Consider the following 19,668-nt stretch of genomic DNA (forward strand, 5'->3'; position numbering starts at 1 on the left):
CCAGGATCACGTCCCGTGAACGGTCAGCGCACGACGTCCACGAAGACCGGGTTGGTGTAGAGCCAGGTGTCCAGCCACGGGTCGCCGTTGCCCGGCTCGTGGGTGATCGGGCCGTGCGGGTCGATCGCCGTGCCCAGCAGCCCGGGGCCGTTGCGCTTGCCGTCGCTGCCGCGCAGCCGCAGGTAGGACGACTCCTCGGCGCGGCCCAGGGGGATGCGCAGGGTGTAGCGGCCCCTGCGGCCCGAGACGTCGGCGGTGTGTACGACCCGGGTGTCGGGTGCGCGCCAGGCGTCGCGGTCGGCGACCGGGCCGCGGACGGCGCCGCGGATCACATCGAGGTGGGCGAGGCACGGCAATTCGCCGTGGTGGTTGGGGCGCGAGGCGGTGGTGACGGTGACATTGAGGACGATCCGCTCGCCGCGGCGCACCCGCAGCCGGCCGCCGAGAGTGACACCACGGCCGGGGCCGTGCTCCCTGTTCACCCGGACGTCGATGCCGTCGACGAGCTGGCCGTGGTCGACCCAGACCCGGCCCGCCCGCATCCCGGCCATCACGTGCCGGTAACCGTAGTGGGTCACGCCGACGTGCGTACGGCTGAACTGGCCGGGCCAGAAGTCGCTGCCGGGCTGCGGCTCGGTGGTGTTGACCGGGTCGGGGAGCCGTCCGGTGTTGTCGAAGTTCTGGCCGGGCAGCCAGTCGCCGTTCTTCCACGTGTCGAACGTGACCCGGTGCACGTCGGAGTTGGAGGTGACCGAGAAGAGCTTGCCCTCGGCGAGCATGGCGTCCCACAGACCGCCGACCGTCGCGGTCGCCCAGTCGAAGCCGCCGTAGGTCTGATAGGCCTCGCGCGGATAGCCGGGCCAGGAGTTCTCGGACGGGGAGTTGTCGTACTCGCCGCGGTGGCTGGTCGAGCCGCGCCCCGGCATGGCGGCGGACTGGGCGCCGGGCGCGCCCTCCATGCCGATCATGATGCCGGGGGCCGCGTCGCGCCAGGCGCGGATCTCGTGCGGGGAGTCGATGCCCAGCCGCAGCGGGTGGTTGGCGAGGACGAGGACGTCGTCGACGTAGCCACTGCGGCGCTGCTGGTCGAGCCACTTGATGGCCTTGACGGCGTGCGCCTCGTTGCGCGGGGTGTCGGGGTGGCCCGGCGCGCCCGCGGTGTAGCCGAGGAGTTTGCCGTCGTACGCCTCCTCGAAGCGCGTCAGCAGTTCGACCTCGTGGCGTCCGGGCGGGGAGAAGACGGTGCAGTGCTCGGCGCCGGGGATGTACCACTCGAGACCCTGGAAGATCAGCGTGCGGCGGTTGTCGCGGCGGGCCTTGAGGATCTCGCGGTGCTCGGCCTGGGCGCCGCCTGCCCTGGCGTGGCCGAAGTTGCTGTGCTCGGTGAGGACCATCCAGTCGAGGCCGTACCGGGATGCGGCCTGCGCCAGCTGGGAGAAGGTGTACTTCGCGTCGTGGCTGTAGACCGAGTGCACATGGTGGTCGCCGACGAGATAGGCGAGGTCCGGGTCCCCGCCGCCGTCGGTGTGCGCCGCGGCCGGGGTCGGAGCGAGCAGGCCCGCTCCGGCGAAAGCCGCGCCGAAGAGGCCGGCGCTGCGGAGCAGTCCGCGGCGCGAGAGTCCCTGCGGGTCGAGCGAGCCGACCGGTACGTCGGGGTCCGCCCAGGTCGGGAGGGGCTGATGCGGTCGCGCCATGAGGTGTCTCCTTGAGGGGTGGTGTCATCAGCGGTGGTGAGCGTTCTGACGGGGTTCTGACGGTGGTGAGGGAATGTGGCGGTGGGGAGGGTTGCGGCGGTGGGGTTCGGTCAGGAGCTCATGAAGTCGCGGACGGGCAGCGCGCGTTCGGTGATCCTGATGTCCCCGACCCAGCCGTGCATCAGCTGGTCGAGGACGCCCCCGTACTCGTAGGCGCCGAGCAGCCACGGCAGCCCGAGCGTCGCGAGCCCGTTGGTGCGCGTCGCGGGGTTGCGGGCGACCCGGCAGCCGTCGACGTACAAGGTGGTGTGCCTGCCGTCGTTGACGACAGCGACATGCCACCAGGTGCCCCGCGCCAGCTCGTGGCTCCAGTTGGTGACCAAACCGGTCTGGTCGAGCGGCGCGGCCGCCCACTGGAGGCCCGGCCCGTCGGACAGGGACAGGGTGGCGACGGGCTCTTCCGGGTCGCCTGCGGTCTTTCCGGCGGCGCCGAGGGTGCCGCGACGGCTGAGGACCGAGGCCCAGGCGTGGTGGCCGGCGTCCCAGTCGGCGGGGAGCTTCAGGAAGGCTTCGACGGTGTAGCCGGTGCGGAAGGTCTTGCTGTTGAGCGGGGCGTCCTTGGCCGTCTGCAGGTACGCGCCGTGCAGCGGGGGCTTGCCGCCGTCGAAGTAGAGGCTGCCGTGGCCCGGCTGGTCGGGGTGGTGGTCGGCGGACCAGCGCAGGGCGTCCGCAGCGGAGCCGGGCACCGGCACCCGGGTCAGATGGTTGCCGTGACCGGACAGGTCGGGGACACGCAGGGCCGGGTCGGCCGGGGCACCGTCCCGGTGCGAGCCGTCGAACCGCCAGTACGCGACGGTGCCGGGCACCAGCATCTGCGCGGCGGGGCGGGGGCCGCGCGGGGTGACGGGTGCGAAGCCGGCGAAGCGCTGCTCGAAGTCCAGCGGCACGGAGAAGCTGTCCTGCGGCCCGGTGAGCTCGATCTCGCGGCGTTCCAGCTCGTTGAGCCCCTCGCCCGCGCGGCCGAGGATCCATGGGGAGACGGTCTCCACATCGATGGTGTTCCTGGCGAGGTCGAAGCGGTAGAGGCGGATCATCGCGCTGCCGCCGTAGTAGCGGTTCTGGTAGTTGGTGATGTGCAGATGCACGTCGTGGCCCGCGGCGTTCTTGCGCGTGGTGCGGGCGGCGGGCCAGTAGTGACCGTTGAGGGTCAGGAAGATCTGGTCGTTCCCGGCGATCAGCTCGTCCCACAGGTGCTTGCCGTGCTCGGAGAACTCGGCCTCGTCACCGTCCCGGTCGGCGTACACGAGCTCGTGCGTGGTGAGGATGACGGGCGTCTTCGGGTGCTTCCTGATGACCTCCTGGGCCCAGGCGAGTCCGGCGGCGGACGGCCGCCAGTCGAGGGCGAGCACCAGCCATTCGCGGCCCGCGGCGCGGAACAGGTGGTACGTGTTGTAGCCGTCGGGCGTCGCTCCGCCGAAGGTGGGCAGCTTGCGCAGCCGCCGGGGGCCGAAGGCGTCCAGGTAGGGGGTGGGGCCGCGCTGGTCGTCGGTCGACGAGTTGATGTCGTGGTTGCCCGCCAGGACGCTGTAGCCGACGCGCCGCCGGTCCAGCAGCTCGAAGGCCTTGCTCAGCGGCCCGAACTCCTCCTTGAGCCCGTGCTCGGTGAGATCGCCGAGATGCGACAGGAAGGCGATGTTCTCGTCGCGTCCGTGGTCGAGGATGTAGCGCAGGGATGCCTCGACGGGTGCGGCGTTGATGCTGGCGCCGTCGAAGAGGTACTGGGTGTCCGGCATGACGACCAGCGTGAAGCGGGGACTGTCGGGGTCGGGACTCCGATTGGCAACGTTGTCAGCCGCCTCTTGGCGGGGCAGGGCGACCGCGGACGCTGCGGTGGCGAGCCCCCCGGCCGCCGCGGCCGCGGCGGCGCCCGTGAGTCCGGTGACACGGAGGAACGTACGACGGCTGGCTCCGGTCGGGAGGGGACCGTCGGGCTGGTGGAGCGGACTGCACATGGAGGTCTCCGCGGGCGTTCGTCGGGTGATCGCTGAGCACGCTAGGCGAAAGACTCGTGCACGTCGGGGCCCGGGCGACGACCTCATGGCGAAGACTGCGTGAACGGGTGGCCGAAAGGGCCGCACACCCCGGCGCAGGGGTGTGCGGCCCTTTCGGCCACCCGCTCACCTACTCCGGCCGGGGCCGGCGTAGGCCAGGGAGGGTCGTCAGCGGTGGCCCAGCACGTTGACCACCCGGCCGTTGGGATCCCGGACGAAGAATCGCCGCACTCCCCACTCCTCGTCCTGCAAGGGGTGCACGATCTCCGCACCGCTGTCCCGCATGACCGCGTAGGCCGCGTCCACATCGTCCACTTCGACACTCAGGTCGGGCGTGACCGGTGCGGTCTTGTCGTCGGCCATGAAGCTGACCTGCGCCGCCGGACTGGACGGGGAGGCGAGCGTCATGATCCAGCCGTGGTTCATGACCTCCTCGAAGCCCAGCAGGCCGTAGAACTCCCGGCTCTCCGGCACCGCTTCCGACTGGACGTTGGGCACGACACGGCGAACGGCCATCACAACTCCAAGTGAGAACAGATCCAGATGTGTTTCCAGGATTCTCCAGGATGCCTACGACACACCTGCGGTCCCACGCTCCGTCACAGCCGGCTTCTCCGCCGCTGACGAGACCTCAACCGCCTACGGGAGCTCGACGGTGAAGTGTTCCGAGCTGAGCGACCGCAGGAAGTCCGCCGCGTCGGGGATCGCGCCGACGGTGATGACTCCGGCGAGTGGGACGGGGCTTTCGAGGAGCCGCCGCGTCGCTTCCACCACGATGGGGGCGGTGACCGCATAGATGTCCTGTCCGCGCGCGACCGCGCGGCGCTGCTCGTCTCCTGACCGGACGACGACCTCGACGAGGAACTGCTGGTCCGACCGGACCCCGGTCGGCTCCGTCAGCTGGGAACCGGTCAGGTCTTCGAGCGGGGCGACCGTCATATGGCTGCTGATCTCGGAGACCTTCAGGTGATGCGGGAGGGTGACGCTGTCCGCGGTGGTGAAGTCCGCCTGGACGCGCTGGGTTCCGAACGGTTCGGGGAACGTCCATTCGGTGGTCGCGGGGTCGTCGGAGCGCAGTTCCAGCCGGCCCTTGCTGAAGACCAGACGCTTGCTGTCGCGGCGGGCGTCGGAGACGTAGCCCGTGGCCACGGTGCCGTGCGTGGGCCGCCAACTGTCCAGGGCATAGGCGATGGAGACCTCGTCCGCGGCGGCCCAGTCTCCCATCGCCGCGGTGGCGAGGAGGTCGACGAGACCGCCGTAGAAGGCAGCCGCGGGAACGATCGCGATGCCCGCCTCCCGTGCGCCCTTCGCGTACTGGTCGACGGTGGACAGGGCGACTTCCACCTCGGCGGCCACGTCCAGGTAGGGGATCCCGGCCCGCAGGGCGGCGTCGATCACCGGCGTCGCCGTGGCGGCGAAGGGCCCGGCGGCGTTGATGACGGCCGCCGCGCCGACGAGAGCGCGGTCCAGTGACGCCGCGTCGTCGATCGACGCCGGGCGGGTCTCGAGGTCTTGGTTGTCGGCCGCGAGGACCGCCAGCTTCGCGGCGTCCCGGCCGGAGAGGATGGGGGTCCATCCACGGCGGAGCAGTTCGGCGACGACGAAGCGCCCGGTGTGCCCGTAGGCCCCGAAGACGGTGACCGTCGGATTCGATGTCATGGCGGAACTCCTGGTCATGGTGTGGATGGAGCGGTTCGCTCGCCGACCGCTGGACACCATCCTGGTCCCGCCGGACCCGCTCCGGCAGTGGCAAGAACGCCACATGATGCTAGGTTCGTGCCATGCAGAAGCCCCACCGCATCGTCGTGCCGCTCACCGCGAATGTCCCGGTGTTCGAGGCCGCTGTCGCGTTCGAGGTGTTCGGCCGTCCCCGACAGGACTTTCCCGTTCCCTGGTACGAAGTGACGCTGTGCGCGATGGTGGGCGACGGTCCGGTCCGTACGGCCGAAGGCCTGTCGTTCGACGGGGTGGATCTCGCGGAGCTGGAGCGCGCCGACACCGTGATCGTGCCGGCCTGCGCCGACCTGCAGGGCGATCCGCCGCCGGAGCTGCTGGAAGCACTGCGCAAGGCCTACGCGCGAGGGGCCCGGATCGCGTCCATCTGCACCGGAGCGTTCACCCTGGCAGCGGCGGGGCTGCTCGACGGCCGCCGCGCCACCACGCATTGGATGTACGCCGCCGAACTCACCCAACGGTGGCCGGCGGTGCGGCTGGACCCGAATGTGCTCTACACCGAGGACGAGCGGATCTTCACCTCCGCGGGCGAGTGCGCGGGACTGGACCTGTGCCTGCACCTCGTCCGACTCGACCACGGCAGCCGCGTCGCCAACACCCTCGCCCGCCGCATGGTCATCCCGCCGCACCGCGAAGGCGGCCAGGCCCAGTACATCGACCAGCCGGTGCCGGCCGGTGAGTCGACCAGTCTTGCCCCCGTGCTCGACTGGGCGCGAAGCCAGCTCCACCGCCCACTGACGATCGACGACCTGGCCGTACGGGCGGCGATGAGCAAGCGCAGCTTCCTGCGCCACTTCCGCGCCAGCACCGGAACCACACCGCTGCAGTGGCTCGTGCACGAACGCGTGTCCCGCGCCCGCGACCTGCTGGAGACGACGAACGACACCGTCGACCGCGTCGCCGAACGATGCGGGTTCGGGTCGGCGCAGAGCCTGCGCGTGCACTTCACCCGGATCAACCAGACCACTCCGTACCGGTATCGGCAGGCGTTCGATCCGGCGCGCTGACCCGTCGTACCCGGGGGATAGCCCTACCTGAGCTGGGCGGACAGCAGGATCGTCCGGGCGGTCGCTGCCGGAAATGCTGAACCGGTACACATTACCGGTCCAGTGATTCCCCAGGAGTTGGCGCGTGCGCGAGCAGACATGGCAGAGGTTCCGTTCATCCGGGCGACGGCAGGACGGTCGGTGGCAGGACGGTCGGCGCAGAGTCGCGCCGGCCGCTGCCGCGGTGGTCTTGGGTGCCATGGCGATGGGTGCCCTGGCGCCGCCCGCGGCGTTCGCGGCCGGCCGGTCGGACACCGTCGCGGCCGGCGGGTCGGACACCGTTGCCGCCGACAGGTCGGACACGGTCCAGCAGGGTCTGAACGCGCTGGTGCGCTCCGATGGACTGCCCGCCGCACTCGCGAGTGTCCAGGACCGCTGGGGTCACACCCGCACCTACACCGCGGGGGTCGGCGATCTGGCCACCGGCTCGCAGGTGCCCGTCGACGGTCAGGTGCGGATCGGCAGCAATACCAAGGTGTTCACCTCGGTGGTCGTGCTGCAACTGGTCGGCGAAGGGAAGATCCGCCTCGACGCCAAGGTCGACACCTACCTGCCGGGCCTCGTACGCGGGGAGGGCATCGACGGACGCCGCATCACCGTCCGCCAGATCCTCCAGCAGACCAGCGGACTTCCCAACTACACCGACTACCTCGGCGACGACGTCCGGTACTTCGAGCCGCGCGAGCTCCTCGACCTCGCCCTCCAGCACAAGGCCGACTTCGCACCCGGGAAGAAGTGGGCGTACAGCAACACGAACTACGTGCTGGCCGGCCTGATCGTCGAGAAGGTCACCGGCCGCCCCATCGCCAAGGAGATCGACCGGCGCATCATCAAGGAGCTCGGGCTGCGCCACACCTACTTCCCGGCCCCTGGTGACAGCACCATCCGAGAACCCCATCCCAAGGGCTACAACCAGGATGCGGCGGGCGCGCCGCTGGTCGACGTCACGGAGATGGACCCCTCCTGGGCCTGGTCGGCAGGTGGGATGATCTCCACCAACTCCGACCTCAACCGGTTCTTCACCGAGCTCCTGGGCGGCCGCCTCCTCCCGCCCGCCCAGCTCGCCGAGATGCGTACCACGGTCACGGCCGGATACCCCTTCGCCTCCGGCGCCCGCTACGGACTGGGGCTGGTGAGCACGCCCCTGTCGTGCGGCGGTGTCTACTGGGGCCACGGCGGCAGCTTCCCGGGATATGAGACCCGGGGCGGCGTCACGAGTGAGGGCCGCGCCGCCAACGTCGCGGTGACCATTCAGCCGAACGACGAGGCGGCCATGAAGCACGTGGAGAGTGTCGTGGACACGGCCCTGTGCAGCCGCTGAACCGCGCCTGTTAGGGGCGGCTGTGCGCCACGGGGTCCGGGGCGGTATCAGTGGCGGTATCAGTGGTCCGGCCTGTTGATGCAGATCAGGGTCTGCTGACCGTTCGCGACGAGCGTCTGCTTGCCGTCCTGGACCCCGAACACCTCCAACTGGCACACGGTCAGGGTCCGTCCCGACTTGAGAACCGTTCCCACGGCCTCAAGGTGCTCGCCGACGGCCGGTGCCAGAAGGTTGATCTTGTATTCGACGGTGAGCACCGAGGTGTCCTCGGGGAACAGGGTGAAGGCCGCGTAGCCACCGGCGCTGTCGGCGATGGCGCTGGTGGCTCCGGCGTGGAAGTAGCCGTGCTGCTGCGTCACTTCGGGGCGACTCGGGAGCACGATGTGCACGCGCCCGGGTGCGATGCGAGTGATACGGGCGCCGAGGTGGCTCATGAGCCCTTGCCGGTCGAAGCTCCCCTGGATGCGCGCTTGGGTCTCGGGGCTTGCCTGCTCCTCGTGAGTCCGGTCTTCCATGTGCTCTCCTTCAACGGCCAGTACTTGCAACGGACAACGGCCGGTGCTGTAACGGACAACGGCCAGTACTCGCAACGGACGTTGCCTCGGCCGGGCGGTCTCCCGGCGAGGAGGAACCCGCCGATGGCGATCATCATGGCACCGGAGACGCGGGTGACCGCGCGGGCCGCGGACGGCCGGGCCTTCACCCATGAAACGCTCCCGCCGCAGTACGTTTCCGGAGCCCAGCTGTGCGCGGCGCTGAACCGTCAGGACCTGCCGGCCCTCCTCGGAACGCCGGCGGACCACGCCGAGACCGCCAGCGGCGGCGGGGGATGGATCCGTTTTGCCGGTGGCGCCAAGATCGTCGCTCCCGAGGGGAACGTCGTGCTGAAGAGCTACTCCGTGAAGATCTCGGTGTCCTACGACCATCTCTCGGTCGCCCACTCGGCGGCGTTCCTGGGCAGGACGGCGCAGCCCCGCACGGTCCTGGGCCATCCGGCTGTCCTCTACTCGGACCGGACGATGTCCATCACCTTCAACGGCGGCGGCAAGGCCGGCACCGGCCCCGGCGGCATCGCCCGCCACCTGCTGGTCGCCAGGACGCGAAGGACGGCGGTGGTTCCTTCGAGGTCGCCATCTGGCGCCAGGACGACGTGCTGCCCGATGACGCGGCGTTGTTCCACGTCGCCGAAAAGGTGCTGCCGACGATCCCGGGCTGGACCGCCGGCTGACGCGTCAGCCGAGGTGCCGGCCCCGGCCGACGTCCGCCCGGCCCGCCGCCCGTGGTAGCTTGCTTTGCATGGTAGATGGTTATGCAAGCATCCCCGGAGCGGACGGCCGCGTGGCGAGTCAGCTCCGTAAGGGGGTGCTGGAGTACTGCGTCCTGGCGCTGCTCCGGGACGGCCCCCGCTATGGGGTGGAGCTGTTGGCGGAGCTTGCCAGGGTCGACGTCATGGTGACCAGCCAGGGCACGATCTACCCCCTGCTGTCGCGCCTGCGACGCACCGGACTCGCCGACACCCACCTGCAGGAATCCGAGAACGGGCCGCCGCGCAGGTACTACACACTGACCGACGCCGGCCGCAGCGCTTTGGAGGAGTTCGCCGTGAACTGGCCCTCCTTCCGCACCGCCGTCGACCACTTCCTCGCCCCCGGAGAGACGACGTGAACGACACTCTCGCCCATCCCCTCGTGCAGGCCTATCTGTCCTCGGTCGGGGAAGGCACCGCGGCGCTTCCCGACGTCCGCCGCCGGGAGCTGCTGGCGGATCTCCGTGAGCACATCGAAGTGGCGCTTGCGGACTCCGAGACCGTCGACGAGGGCAGTGTGCGCCGGGTCCTGGACCAGCTGGGGACACCTGGGGAGATCGTCGCGGCCGCCCTGGCCGAGGAGGCCGGCGGCGGCCCGGTGCCGGAGAGCGGCAGGCGCACCGCGATCACTCTCTGTCTGATCGTCGTCGCGCTGCCGGCCTCACTCATTCCGGTGATCGGACCGTTCTTCGCGCCGGCCGCCACGATCGCCGCACTCGTACGGCTGTGGAGGTCTCCGCAGTGGGCACGAAAGGAGAAGCGACAGGCGACGCTGCTGATGCTCTCGCCGGTCGTCGCGGTACCCGTACTCGCTGTCGTCTTCTCCGTGGCGGGCGGCGGTCTGACTCCGGTCGCGCTGATGGTCGCCCTGCTGGCAGCGGTGCCCCTCCCGGTGGCCGCGGCGGTCCGGCTGCACCGTTCAGCCGCACGGGTCCGGCAGCAGCTTCGCTAGACCCGCGTGCCATGTGCGCCCTGTGTGTCCTGTGAGCCGGCCCACGCTGCACCGCCACGGCCGTGGCGGTGCAGCGCCGTCTTCCGGGAGCCCGACCGAGTCGGGGCCGGGGCCGGAGCTGGGGCCGGGGAAAGCGTCGGCCGGGGCGCGTAGCGCCGGTCAGCTGTAGGCGTGGTGGTTGCCCGGCATCGCTGCCTCGGGCTGGTCCGGGCTCGGCACCGCGGTGGCCGGGTCCGTGCCGACCGAGGCCGTGCCGGCCGGTTCCGTGACGGCGGCGGGTGCGGGACGGCAGGTGAAGCCGAGTCGGGTCATGGCCCGGGTGATCTGCTCGGCGGTGAAGTCACGCCGGTCCTGGCGGGTGAGGATCTGGCCGACCTGCTTGACGGGGTAGGTGCGGCGGCTGATGATCACGGATTCTCCGGTGACCGGTTCTGGCTTGATGCCCTGCATCTTGTGCAGCACCTCGCTCTTCATCAGGTCGAACGGGAAGCCGGCGATGATGCAGCGCATAGTGCCTCAGCAAGGAAGGGGGGTGGTGGTATTGCCCAGAGTCCCACATCAAGTCCCGTTCAGGAAGGACCGACTGAAGGACGGGAAACCCGCACCGAGGGCCCTTCTGTGCTACCTTGATGCCAGTTGCAGTTGTGGTACCCATGAACTTTGTGTGCACTCGACGGGCATGACCCGCGGGTGCATTTTTTGTTTTGCCGGTCATCTCCGGATGGGCTCATCGCGGCGACGCGAACGCCGCACAGTGCGGTTTTCGGTTCTGCATTGTCTTAAGGAGACACACATGGCTACTGGCACCGTGAAGTGGTTCAACGCGGAAAAGGGCTTCGGCTTCATCGAGCAGGACGGCGGCGGCGCTGACGTCTTCGCCCACTACTCGAACATCGCCGCCCAGGGCTTCCGCGAGCTGCAGGAAGGCCAGAAGGTCTCCTTCGACGTCACGCAGGGCCAGAAGGGCCCGCAGGCGGAGAACATCGTTCCCGCCTAAGCACTGACGCGCATCACACGGTCAGGGCCCGCTCCGCAAGGTCGCGGGCCCTGACCGTCGCTCGCACGTCCCTCGCCCCCCGCTCAGTGCCGAGTGGGGCAGGGCCGCTGCAGCACCGGTTCCACGCCGCACGGCAGGCGGCTCCGCGGTCCACGACCGCGATGTGCTCACTGCCCCGGGCCCGCCCTCTGCGGGTCCAGCTCCCGGCCGCCATTTCTGGCAGCGCCGCTCGTGGCGAGGTATCTGGCGAAGTGTGTTCGCGCGGTTGATTCCGCGCCGCTTCGCTCCCGCCTCGTTCCTGCTCATTCTTCCGGTTCGTTCTTGCGATGCCTTCGCGCGGCGTGTTCGCTGCTGGGGCCTCCTGGGTGCGCGCCGTATCCAGGAAGGTTCTCTGTGAACCCCGTACGTTCCAACCGCTCGTATTCCAGTTCCAGCTCAGGTTCCAGCGGTCGCGGTGGCGCTTCGAGCGCCGGCGGCTACGGCCGTTCGGCCCCGAGCCGCTCCGGTGCCCCGAGCCGTTCCGGTGCGCCGAGCCGTTCCGGCGGCTACGCGGGCTCCGGTGGCTCCGGCCGTTCCGGTGGCTATGCGGGGTCGGGCCGTTCCGGCGGTTCGAGCCGGCGCCCGTCCGTTCAGGGTGAGTTCGCCCTGCCGGTCACTCTCACTCCGGCGCTGCCCGCGGTGGAGACTTTCGCCGCGCTGGACATGCCGGCCGCCCTGCTGCAGACGCTGGCGCACGAGGGCATGGCGGTGCCGTTCCCCATCCAGGGCGCGACGCTGCCCAACGCCCTGGCCGGCCGCAACGTCCTGGGCCGCGGCCGTACCGGTTCCGGCAAGACGCTCGCCTTCGGTCTGGCGCTGCTCGCCAGGACCGCCGGACAGCGCGCGGAGCCGCTGCAGCCGCTCGCCCTGGTCCTGGTCCCGACCCGTGAGCTCGCCCAGCAGGTCACCGACGCCCTGACCCCGTACGCCCGCTCGCTGCGGCTGCGGATGGCCACCGTCGTCGGCGGCATGTCCATCGGACGGCAGATCCACCTGCTGCGCGGTGGCGCCGAAGTCGTCGTCGCCACGCCGGGCCGGCTCAAGGACCTCATCGACCGTGGCTCCTGCCGCCTGGACCAGGTCGGCATCACGGTGCTCGACGAGGCCGACCAGATGGCCGACATGGGCTTCATGCCGCAGGTCACCGCGCTGCTGGACCAGGTGCGTCCGGACGGGCAGCGCATGCTGTTCTCCGCCACTCTGGACCGCAACGTCGACCTGCTCGTGCGCCGCTACCTGCACGACCCGGTCGTCCACTCCGTCGACCCGTCGGCCGGCGCGGTCACCACGATGGAGCACCACGTGCTGCACGTGCACGGCGCCGACAAGAACGCCGTGACGACGCAGATCGCCGCCCGTGACGGCCGCGTCATCATGTTCCTCGACACCAAGCACGCCGTGGACAAGCTCACCGACCACCTGCTGAACAGCGGAGTGCGCGCCGCGGCACTGCACGGGGGCAAGTCCCAGCCGCAGCGGACCCGCACCCTGGAGCAGTTCAAGACCGGACACGTCACCGTGCTGGTCGCCACGAACGTCGCCGCCCGCGGCATCCACGTCGACAACCTCGACCTGGTCGTCAACATCGACCCGCCCAGCGACCACAAGGACTACCTCCACCGCGGCGGCCGCACCGCGCGCGCCGGCGAGTCCGGCAGCGTCGTCACCCTGGTCCTGCCCAACCAGCGCCGCGACATGATCCGCTTGATGCGGGACGCCGGCATCACCCCGCAGACCGCACAGGTCCGCCCCGACGAGGCCGAACTGACCCGCATCACCGGCGCCCAGGCCCCCAGCGGCGTCCCGTGCGTCATCGCCGCACCGGTCGTGGAACGCGCCAAGCGCAGCGCCTCCGCCACCCGCGGCCGCCGCAGCCGCTTCGCCCAGGCCCGCCGCTCCGCATCAGGCGAACGCCCCGCGCCGCGCACGACGACCAGCGCCGCGTAACGTCGCAGCCGACGCTGCTGAAGAGCCGTCCCATCCCTGATGCCGGGGGCGGGACGGCTCTTCGCGTTCGCTCCACCTTTTTGGCCTTCACACGATCCGGAGGGACTCGGGGGAGTGACGGAAGGTAAGCGGGGCACACGAACAGTCACTGACATATCGTGCGGAAGGCAGAGCGATGACGACGGATTCTGGTACGGCGACGCTGGTCGAAGAGTTGCGTGAGCGGGCGGGCGCGTTCGTGAACTCCCATGTCGACCTGTGGGTCACCGTGGAGGACGACGGAACACTGATCCTGGCCGGCCAGGAGCCCGCGGCCCTGTTCCAAGCCGCCGCGGACTGGCTGGGGGAAGGGCCAGCCTGCGCCGTCGTCGATACCCGCTGGGACCGTGGGACGGCCGAGCCCGCCCACACCCTGCGCCTGTATCTGCGCCCGCCCGGCGCGGAACTGACGCCGCAGCGGACGGCCGAACGGGTCTAGAACCGCTCCCGGCCCAGCGGATCCGGTCGCGACCTGGCCAAAGTGGCGCTGGAAAGGCAGGTCGGACGGCGCTCGGTGACGTCTCCTTCTCCCGGTCATGGCGGGCCGCTACCGTCGCATGCACCGCGGTGGCGTGGTGGTGTCGTGTGTACGCATGGGGGAGGGGTCGCTGTGATCGCTTATATCGCGCCGCTGTGGATCTTCGGCGTGGGGTGCCTGGTCGCGTCCGTGGTGGGGAAAGCGGTGAAACTGGGCGGGGTGGAGATCCCAGCGATCACAACCACCTGGGCGCAGTTGGTGGTTGCGCTCGTCGGAGTGGCGGCGATCGTGCTGGGTACGGTGCTCTTCCAGCACGAAGGATCACCGTCGGCCGCAGGCTCGTCGGCAGCGGTTCCGTCGGGTGGGAGCTCGGTGAGCGGCGCGAGCGCCCCGCCCCAGGCACCCACGCCGGACCCGCCGCCCACCTCGACCACCGCACCCTCCACCACCACCCCGCCGCCCTCCGCCGAACCCCCCACGCCGCCTGCCACCGAGCCGCCCGCCTCGACGGCTCCCGCAGCCGTACACGTGCGCTGGCAGGGGACGTTGACGCTGGATGACGGGAGCGCGAGCGGGAGTCCGATCACGGGCTGGTCGCTGGACTCCGTACCGCCACTGCGAGCACCGATGGGGGATCTCGGACTCGCCTGCCAACTCAGCTGCGAACCGGGCCAAATCGTCGGCACCACGGTCGTGTCCTGGAGCGGTGCGGCCCCGCCGCAGCGGGAGCAGTGCGTCACCCTGCTCAACACGCACCTGGGACAGCGGACGGCGGACGTGACACCGGGTTCCATCGTGTGCTTCGGGACGGACGGCGGTCGGGTCGGGTTCTTCACGGCGGGCGGCACGGCGGGCGCCGGCCGCCAGACGCTGGCGGTGACGGTGTGGGAGCGGCCTTGACGGTCCACACATCGACTACACGGAACTCGACTACTGGTCACGCGTCATCTCAGATACGCATGTCCGGAGTCCTGCGGACCGCATACGCCGGCAGACGGGCTTCACACAGGTATGCGGGGGAGAGCGAAAGACCGAACCGCCGCTCGACGACACCCAGGTTGCGCCGGTACGTGTCTGGCGCGGCTCGGCGGGTCGCGGACGATGCCTGCCTCATGCACCTGGACAAGCTGCACGGCCGAGGTCCCTCCTAGCGGCGATGTGGGGCGCAGCGCACTGCGGGCAGCGGTCTGGACCGCTGCCCGCAGTGTCGCCGCCTCAAGGCAGACGGGAGTTGGGATCAGTACTTGGTGGTGACCGTTACGCCGCTGAACGCTGTCTGCGCGTACAGGCTGATGTAGCGGTATCCGGCGGTGGTGTTGGTGACCGTGATGGCTTCGGTGTTCCCGGCCTTGGCCGAGCGCGCCGTGTAGGCCGTGCTGGTCGCCCACGTGCTGGGGTTGTAGTAGAGGTCGGCGTTGCCGGTGCCGCCGGTGGTCGTGATGTTCAGCGTGGTGGTCCCGGCCGGCAGGTAGAGGTACAGGTAGTCCAGGTTGCCCGCCGAGGCCGACCGGCCCGAGCGGGAGCAGTTCTGGCCCATGACGCGGGTGTCGGCGTTCGTGCAGGTCGGCAGGGCGCCGCTGACGGTGACGGGCTTGGCGGTGGTGGAGGTCAGGCCCTTGGCGTCGGTGACGGTCAGGGTGATCGTGTACGTGCCGGCGGCGGCGTACGTCCTGGAGGGGTTGGTGGCGGTGGAGGTGGTGCCGTCGCCGAGGTTCCAGGAGCGGGCGGTGATGGTGCTGCCGGTGTCGGTGGACCTGTCGGTGAGGCTCACCGTCAGGCCGGAGACGGCGGCGTCGAAGGCTGCGGTCGGTCCGCTGCTCGTGCCGCCGCAGGCGCCGGCTGCGCACGCGTCGAGCCAGGTGTTGAAGTCGGCGTCGTAACGGGTGCCGATTCCGGTGCTGTAGACGGCGTAGGCGCCGTTGTAGTCGCCGGTGCGGAACTTGGCGAGCATGTTCTGGACGTCGGCGGGGTGCTTCTCGATCATGTAGCGGACGGCCAGGTAACCCCACGGGTAGGTGCGGTCCAGGCTGCTGTTGTCGTAGGTGCTCTGCCAGAGGGTGCTCAGCGCGAAGGTGTGCTGTCCGGCATCGGCGATGGCCTCGGTGTCGGGGATGTTGCGGTAGCTGTAGGAGACGTACTCGGCGAAGCCCTCGATCCACCAGATGTCCGGGACGCCCTGCCCGGCGGTGAAGTCGCCGTACATGTCGTAGCGTCCGTCGAGGTAGTGCGTGTATTCGTGGTTGAGGTTCCAGATGTCGCCGGGGAAGCCGTCGTTGACGCTCTTCACGTAGGACAGGAACCGGGCCTGGTTGCCCGGGGTGGCGGGGTCGCCCTCCAGGTACTCGCCGCCGTTGTCGGTGCTGTTGCCGAAGATCCAGCCGGAGTAGACCTGGTAGTCCTTGGGGCTCGCGAACGTCACGATCTGGATGTTCGTGTTGTTGTCGCCGGCGACCGGCCCGCTGTCCTTGACGATGCCGTGGAAGTACGCGTCCTGGCCCTTGAGACTGGTGCACGCGTCGGACAGGGCGGCGTTGGTCAGGGACTGGGCGCGGAAGGTGTGTCCGGCGTCGCACGGGTAGGTGATCGGCAGCGACGCGGCGGTGAGCTGGGCCGTGAAATTGCACGTCGCGTAGTACGAGCACTGGGTCTGGTCGTGGGCGTCGGTCATGCCGGCGACCCCGACCCACAGCGGTGCCGTCGTGCCGGTGATCGACGAGGCGCCCAGCAGGGCCTTCGCGAGCGGTCGTACCTTGGCCTGGAGCGCGGGCGTGTCGAGGAAGCGCGCCATCTCGGTGCCGGCGTTGGCGTCCAGCCAGAACCAGCTGCCGTTCAGGATGTCCCGGTGGTTCAGCGCGAACGTGCTGAGGGTGTCGATGATGCTCGGGTCGGCGGTCACCGCGCTGATGTACGCGGGGTTCCAGTGCCCGCGGAAGATCGGGGTGAACACGCTGTTGACGGCCGAGTCCATGCTCCAGTAGGCGTCGTAGGAGCTGTTGTAGGCGTTGAGCACCCTCTTGTAGGTGCTGAGGTAGCGGCCCTGCTCGTTGGCGCTGTCCGTCAGGATCAGGACTTCGCCCAGGATGTCGCCGTTGGCCGAGCTGACGTCCAGGAAGTGGGGGGATGCCACGAAGGTGTCGAGCGCGCCCTCGGAGGCGGTGGCCAGGGTCGGGCCGTAGGGGCCGACGGCGGCGGAGTTGTAGGACTGCACGTAGTAGCCGGCGCGCAGGAACAGTACGAGCTGCCACACGTTGCCGGAGTTGTCACCGGGGTAGGTCCTCGCCGTGTTCTTGAAGGCGTTGGCGATGGTGACCATCTGCGCCTCGCGGAAGGCGTTGTAGGCGTTGGTGCCGGTGAGGCCGAACAGGGTGTTGACACACTCCGTGGTCGAGGCCTGGACGAACGTGACCAGCGCGGATCCGGTCCGGCTGCCGAAGTCGGCCGGGGTGCACGACGCGGCGGCAACACCCTTCGCCGTGTTCCCTCTTGGCGGGGCCTTCGACGGGGTCCGCGAGGTGACCGGGCTCTGCGGAGGAAGCTGGGCGGTGTCGAGCGGGTGGCGTTGAACCTCGGCGCGATCCGATATGTCGGCGGTCGAGCCGAGCGGTGGCGGCACCTTGGGGGACTGCGTGGCCGGTCCTTGCCGGCTGTCCGCTGCCGTGGCTCTGCCCGGCTGGATCAGCATGGCGATGCCCAGGCACAGTGCGAGGGCAAGTATCAGGAATCCGGTGAGACTTCGTCGTAGCGGTGGGGTGTTCACGTGCCGCCTCCCAGCGGTGTGAAGGCCGTGCTGCACTGCACGGCGTGGGGGGAACCGCGGGCTTCGAACGTCCAGGTCGCCGATGACTTCCGACGGGTTCGGGGCGTGACGAGGCCGGACCGCGGGCCGCGCTGTGTCATTTGACATGAACACAGCCTGCGCGCAATAACATTGCACATGTCACATCACAGGAGAAGGGGCTGGAAGTAAATCGGAGGCAATATCTGGGCCGAATCCGGGTCGCATCCGGACCGCATCCCGGGGTCGCGTGCCTCCGGCGGAACCCCGATCGCAGGACACCCCTGACGGCGGCGACGTGCGGCAAGGGCAGGGAGCTCTCTTCGGACGGCGACGGAGCCACAAGGGTCGCCAGTCGCGGTAATGCCGCTGCGCCGGGGTGCTCCTGACGGGTCCTTGGATCCTGGGTACGCTGCGGAGTTGTGACGGTGAACGGGGGAGAGTCGTTGGACATCAGTGGCAGTGGAGCCGAGCCACTCGAAGGGGAGGACCCGCGGCGGATCGGGACGATCCCACTGCTCGGCAAGCTCGGCTCCGGCGGCATGGGGCGGGTGTATCTGGGCGTCGTCGACGGCCGCTACGCCGCGGTCAAACAGGTGCTGCCGCACTTCGCCGAGGACGAGAACTTCCTGCGGCACTTCGGCCATGAACTCGACAACCTCGCCCGGTTGCCGAGCGAGGTCAGCGCGCCGCTGCTGGCGAGCGACCGGCAGGCACGGCCGCCGTGGTTCGCGACCGCGTACATACCCGGCCTCACCCTGACCGAGGCGATGGCCCTGCACGGCGGACCGCTTCCGGTGCGGGCCCTGTGGCTGCTGCTACGGGAGGCGGCCGCGGGACTCCAGGCGGTGCACGCCCTCGACATGGTGCACCGGGACCTCAAACCGTCCAACGTGATGCTGACTCAGGACGGCGCCACCCTCATCGACTTCGGGGTCGCCCGCGCCGCCGACCAGAGCCGGCTCACCCGGACCGGAGTGGTGGTCGGCACCCCGGCCTACATGTCGCCGGAACAGGCCTCCGCCGCGAAGGTGTTGACGGGCGCCACGGATGTGTTCGCACTCGGTGCGCTGCTCGCCTACGCGGGCGTCGGCCGGCCGCCCTTCGGCGAGGGGTCGGGGGTGGACGTGCTCTATCGCATCGTCCACGGTGAGCCCGACCTGGACGAGTTGCGCGCACTGGACCGGGATCTGGCGGAGGTCGTCGAGGCGTGCCTGGACAAGAACCCGCTCGGACGCCCCACGGCGGACCGGCTGTTCCTGCTCGCGGACCAGAGGGCCGCCTCGGCCAGGCCCGGCTGGCCCGCGCTGGTGATGGACCGGCTGGCCGGGCGCGCGGCGTTCGCGGCCCGGACGGCACCGCAGCTGCTGCTCGAGCCGGAGCCGGACCTTCCGGAACAGGCCGGGCCCGTCGTGGTGGGGCGCAACGCACCGATCGCCGCGGCCGAACGACCGCGGCGACGAACCCGGCTGCTGCTGGCGGTGGTTCCCATCGTCCTGGTCGCGGGAACGACGATCGGCGTGCAGTTGCTCCCCCAGCTCACCGGACCCCGCGGGGCGGAGAGCGGGCCCTCGGCCTCCGGCTCGGCCGGGCCGGGGCCGGCGGCATCCGCGACGTCGGGCTCACCGTCCGCAGGCACCCGCCCCTCGGGCGCGCCGGCCGCGAGCGGCCAGCCGTCGGCCCCGCCCTCACCGGGCAGCGTGGCCGCAGTCCCCGCTGCGAGCGGCGGTGCCGGAGGCGCCAACGGGACCGGCAACAACGGTGCCGGCAACAACGGCACCGGCAGCAACGGCACCGGCAATACCGGCACCGGCAGCAACGGCACGGGCAACGCGGGAAGCACCGGCGGGCCCGGTCACACCGCCGCTCCCACCAGCAAGCCCACGGCTGCGCCGCCCCCGGCCACCACTCCACCGGGCGGATCCCGTTACTACGTACTCAAGAACGGCAGTAGCGGGGCCTGCCTCGGGGTCAACCAGTTCGGCAACGGCCTCACCCTCGGGTCGTGCTCCGGCAACGCGGCGCTGTGGTCGTCCAAGACCGTCTCGGGCGGCGGTTTCCAGGTGGTCAACAAGGGGACCGGCCAGTGCCTCCAGGCAGGCATGTTCAACAACCTGTCCACCATCAGCGACTGCGCCCAGAGCGGTCTCACGTCCTGGTACTCCGGCTCCCACAGCAGCCTCGCCGACGAATACGACAGCAAGTGCCTGGACTTGGCCTTCGGCGGCGGCGCGACCACCGCCAAGTGCGCGGGTTCCGCGTCACAGCAGTGGAAGCGGTAGTGAAAAC

General features: G+C 70.1%; 17 protein-coding genes. 10 read left to right on the top strand and 7 right to left on the bottom strand.

The features are described from left to right. Nucleotides 1-23: 23 nt before the first annotated feature. The 4 genes from LNW72_RS38180 to LNW72_RS38195 form a co-directional block, all read right to left on the bottom strand. Nucleotides 24-1,694, bottom strand: coding sequence for a PHP domain-containing protein (locus LNW72_RS38180; protein WP_250979611.1), 1,671 nt, complete (start codon nucleotides 1,692-1,694; stop codon nucleotides 24-26). A 110-nt stretch (nucleotides 1,695-1,804) separates the two neighbouring features. Continuing rightward, nucleotides 1,805-3,706: a LamG-like jellyroll fold domain-containing protein gene (locus tag LNW72_RS38185; protein WP_250979612.1), complete on the bottom strand. Its 1,902-nt coding sequence runs from the start codon at nucleotides 3,704-3,706 to the stop codon at nucleotides 1,805-1,807. Nucleotides 3,707-3,913: 207 nt separating this feature from the next. Beyond that, entirely contained in the window at nucleotides 3,914-4,261 is a 348-nt protein-coding gene (locus LNW72_RS38190; protein ID WP_250979613.1) for a VOC family protein, read from the bottom strand. Between the two features lie 123 nt (nucleotides 4,262-4,384). Beyond that, the gene (locus LNW72_RS38195) at nucleotides 4,385-5,404 is read right to left on the bottom strand and encodes a trans-acting enoyl reductase family protein (RefSeq protein WP_250979614.1); all 1,020 of its coding nucleotides are present in this window, start codon (nucleotides 5,402-5,404) and stop codon (nucleotides 4,385-4,387) included. 122 nt (nucleotides 5,405-5,526) lie between these two features. Here LNW72_RS38195 and LNW72_RS38200 point away from each other — a divergent pair, with 122 nt between their 5' ends. After that, on the top strand, nucleotides 5,527-6,486 hold the full coding sequence (locus tag LNW72_RS38200; RefSeq protein ID WP_250979615.1) for a helix-turn-helix domain-containing protein: 960 nt from the start codon (nucleotides 5,527-5,529) through the stop codon (nucleotides 6,484-6,486). A 238-nt stretch (nucleotides 6,487-6,724) separates the two neighbouring features. Further along, on the top strand, nucleotides 6,725-7,846 hold the full coding sequence (locus LNW72_RS38205; RefSeq protein WP_250979616.1) for a serine hydrolase domain-containing protein: 1,122 nt from the start codon (nucleotides 6,725-6,727) through the stop codon (nucleotides 7,844-7,846). Between the two features lie 59 nt (nucleotides 7,847-7,905). Here the strand turns inward: LNW72_RS38205 and LNW72_RS38210 are convergent, their stop codons facing one another. Next, nucleotides 7,906-8,361 (bottom strand): PaaI family thioesterase, encoded by a 456-nt coding sequence (locus LNW72_RS38210; protein ID WP_250979617.1) that lies wholly within the window; start codon nucleotides 8,359-8,361, stop codon nucleotides 7,906-7,908. 123 nt (nucleotides 8,362-8,484) lie between these two features. Here LNW72_RS38210 and LNW72_RS38215 point away from each other — a divergent pair, with 123 nt between their 5' ends. The 3 genes from LNW72_RS38215 to LNW72_RS38225 are packed head-to-tail and all read left to right on the top strand — an operon-like array spanning nucleotide 8,485 to nucleotide 10,104. Beyond that, a complete protein-coding gene (locus LNW72_RS38215; protein WP_308402113.1) occupies nucleotides 8,485-9,132 on the top strand; it encodes a DUF6215 domain-containing protein in 648 nt (215 codons plus the stop codon). A gap of 10 nt (nucleotides 9,133-9,142) precedes the next feature. After that, nucleotides 9,143-9,511, top strand: a complete 369-nt coding sequence (locus LNW72_RS38220; RefSeq protein WP_250979618.1) for a PadR family transcriptional regulator — start codon at nucleotides 9,143-9,145, stop codon at nucleotides 9,509-9,511. Beyond that, the gene (locus LNW72_RS38225) at nucleotides 9,508-10,104 is read left to right on the top strand and encodes a hypothetical protein (RefSeq protein ID WP_250979619.1); all 597 of its coding nucleotides are present in this window, start codon (nucleotides 9,508-9,510) and stop codon (nucleotides 10,102-10,104) included. Before LNW72_RS38220 ends, LNW72_RS38225 begins: the two co-directional genes overlap by 4 nt. 159 nt (nucleotides 10,105-10,263) lie before the next feature. Here LNW72_RS38225 and LNW72_RS38230 read toward each other — a convergent pair whose 3' ends face one another. Next, nucleotides 10,264-10,614 carry an SCO5918 family protein gene (locus tag LNW72_RS38230; protein WP_250979620.1) on the bottom strand — a complete coding sequence of 117 codons (351 nt, stop codon included), beginning with the start codon at nucleotides 10,612-10,614 and terminating at the stop codon, nucleotides 10,264-10,266. Nucleotides 10,615-10,897: 283 nt separating this feature from the next. Here LNW72_RS38230 and LNW72_RS38235 point away from each other — a divergent pair, with 283 nt between their 5' ends. The 4 genes from LNW72_RS38235 to LNW72_RS38250 all read left to right on the top strand — a co-directional run bounded on the left by LNW72_RS38235 (nucleotide 10,898) and on the right by LNW72_RS38250 (nucleotide 14,504). Then, nucleotides 10,898-11,101, top strand: coding sequence for a cold-shock protein (locus LNW72_RS38235; protein ID WP_034275260.1), 204 nt, complete (start codon nucleotides 10,898-10,900; stop codon nucleotides 11,099-11,101). A gap of 393 nt (nucleotides 11,102-11,494) precedes the next feature. Next, nucleotides 11,495-13,087, top strand: coding sequence for a DEAD/DEAH box helicase (locus tag LNW72_RS38240; RefSeq protein WP_250979621.1), 1,593 nt, complete (start codon nucleotides 11,495-11,497; stop codon nucleotides 13,085-13,087). A gap of 175 nt (nucleotides 13,088-13,262) precedes the next feature. Next, entirely contained in the window at nucleotides 13,263-13,565 is a 303-nt protein-coding gene (locus tag LNW72_RS38245; protein ID WP_250979622.1) for a hypothetical protein, read from the top strand. Between the two features lie 171 nt (nucleotides 13,566-13,736). Next, nucleotides 13,737-14,504 (top strand): hypothetical protein, encoded by a 768-nt coding sequence (locus LNW72_RS38250; protein ID WP_250979623.1) that lies wholly within the window; start codon nucleotides 13,737-13,739, stop codon nucleotides 14,502-14,504. A gap of 337 nt (nucleotides 14,505-14,841) precedes the next feature. Here LNW72_RS38250 and LNW72_RS38255 read toward each other — a convergent pair whose 3' ends face one another. Further along, a complete protein-coding gene (locus tag LNW72_RS38255) occupies nucleotides 14,842-17,361 on the bottom strand; it encodes a collagenase (RefSeq protein ID WP_308402114.1) in 2,520 nt (839 codons plus the stop codon). A gap of 464 nt (nucleotides 17,362-17,825) precedes the next feature. On the opposite strand from LNW72_RS38255, the gene LNW72_RS38260 reads away from it, so the two are divergent. Continuing rightward, on the top strand, nucleotides 17,826-19,661 hold the full coding sequence (locus LNW72_RS38260) for a protein kinase (RefSeq protein ID WP_250979624.1): 1,836 nt from the start codon (nucleotides 17,826-17,828) through the stop codon (nucleotides 19,659-19,661). Nucleotides 19,662-19,668 lie beyond the last annotated feature (7 nt).

Origin of the sequence: Streptomyces sp. RKAG293 (assembly GCF_023701745.1) — a bacterium.
Lineage (GTDB): Bacteria > Actinomycetota > Actinomycetes > Streptomycetales > Streptomycetaceae > Actinacidiphila.